This is a genomic window from Microcoleus sp. F10-B2 (genome assembly GCF_036704965.1).
Taxonomy (GTDB): Bacteria; Cyanobacteriota; Cyanobacteriia; order Cyanobacteriales; family Microcoleaceae; genus Microcoleus.
In genome coordinates, this window is the sequence record NZ_JAUBTB010000216.1 from 1 (window position 1) to 1,787 (window position 1,787).

Sequence of the window (1,787 nt, forward strand, 5' to 3'; positions counted from 1 at the left end):
AAGTTACTAAAAAAGATATTCATAACTGGTTTGCTCATTGTTGCTACTGTACCTCATGACCATAGGAAACGCTATATCTCAATGCTGTATTAACAAAAATAGCCAACTGCAAGTGATTTTTCAGTTCCAAGCGCGCTAACAAATGCGTCACGTGAGTTTGAACACTTCCTTCCGCAATATACAAATTTTATGCAATTTCGCGGTTGCTTGCACCGTTGCTAATTAAATGCAACACCTCTTGTTCGCGAGGCGTTAATTGAGATAAATCTTGTGGAGGTTATTTGCTATCAGTGCTTGAGTCATGAACCTTTGCGATTAACTTTTCCAGCCATTGTGGCGCTAATTGAGTATAGCCGCGTATGGCGAGCCGAATAGCTTGCAGCAACTCATCAATCGGCATATCTTTAAGCAAATAACCGTTCGGTTAGGCTCCCATCGAATCAGCAATATATTGGTCGTCATCAAAGGTACTCAAAACTATAACTTGGGTATCTGGAAATTGCTCACCAAAGATCTGCGTCTAAGTCCATCCAAAATGCCTCTTGTTGTCCTCCTAAAATTAACAAAGTAGTATTTTAAACGTACCAGACTTGATCCACTAGAAATAGGAAGAAAGACAAACAAGCGATCGTCCACCGCCCCACTTTTTCAAATAAAAAGCAAGTGCGGATTAATACAATTAAGTACACCGTGAGTAAAATGTGGAGATAACCTAACGTTGCTCCTTAAAAAATCCAGGCAATTTCAATGCAAGTATCAAGCAATTTTAACGCAGTTGGACTTTTTGGCAACATCAATCCCATTCCTCCCAGCAGTGCTAAGATCGGAATGTGTGGGAATGGTAGATGTTGCTGCTCAAAAGCTTCCATTAGGGCAAAAGAACCGCAACTGACAAGCATCACCCATTCGGTGTATAGCAAGCATCCAAGCATCGAAACGGTTGGGGTTGGAATTTTAGTAAGCCATTCATAGGGTGAGTCGATCGCGTGGTGTTTCATTTCATTAAGACGCACGCTTTACGGCGACAGCACAGCCAAAGATAAATTAGACCTCTTGCGAAAGTCTCAGGGGAGCGCTAATTTGTATTCAAAAAAAGTTCATAATTATCAATACCAGCTATCAAATTAAATCTTAATCCGAAGCGTTTTCTTCGATTCCGATATCTTGATGAAAGTATTCTAAATATCTTTAAACTTCGATGTATATTTTCAATAATAATTCTGGCTTTTGCTAGTTGCCGATTGAAAACTTTTTCGGCTTGGCTCAGTTTTTTGTTTTTGGTTTTTTCGAGGGGTGTTCTACTATTAAAATGAATCTTTTTGATGCCTTGATAACCTTTATCACCTAGCAATTCAAGTTCTTTATTCATCCAGATCTTGCTTTTTTTAAACAAACTAAAATCATGCGTTTTCCCGTTACTAAAAGCTGTACATATTATTTCGGCACTTTTTTGGTTGGCTAAAACTTGCGATTTTATTGTATGATATTTTTGCTTCCCACTATAATACTTATTTTGCTTTTTTTGGGGACGCTCTATTTCATGCTCTGACACATCCACCGTATCCGCTCAATAAATCGGGGTAACAGCAAAAAAAGAAGGTTCACAATCTAGGCACAGCATGGTAGAATATGACGTATTATTAATCATAAAATCAAGGATGTCATAATTTTTTTTAGCCACTAAAGTCACAATTAACCGTGGGTTTATACGCTGGGGGGGTGACAAAGAGGTTTAGGAGATAGACCGAATAAGGGTTGCAGCCCGTATACCCTGTTGATAAAAGCGA

General features: G+C 38.7%; 2 protein-coding genes and 1 pseudogene. All 3 read right to left on the reverse strand.

Annotated features, from left to right (window positions below; genetic code table 11):
* Positions 1-187 precede the first annotated feature (187 nt).
* Positions 188-253: pseudogene (locus tag QUA99_RS33330) on the reverse strand (LuxR C-terminal-related transcriptional regulator); the annotation flags it as partial.
* A 472-nt stretch (positions 254-725) separates the two neighbouring features.
* The gene (locus QUA99_RS32705; RefSeq protein ID WP_333245774.1) at positions 726-1,013 is read right to left on the reverse strand and encodes a hypothetical protein; all 288 of its coding nucleotides are present in this window, start codon (positions 1,011-1,013) and stop codon (positions 726-728) included.
* 62 nt (positions 1,014-1,075) lie between these two features.
* Positions 1,076-1,552: a transposase family protein gene (locus tag QUA99_RS32710; protein WP_333245776.1), complete on the reverse strand. Its 477-nt coding sequence runs from the start codon at positions 1,550-1,552 to the stop codon at positions 1,076-1,078.
* Positions 1,553-1,787: the final 235 nt, after the last annotated feature.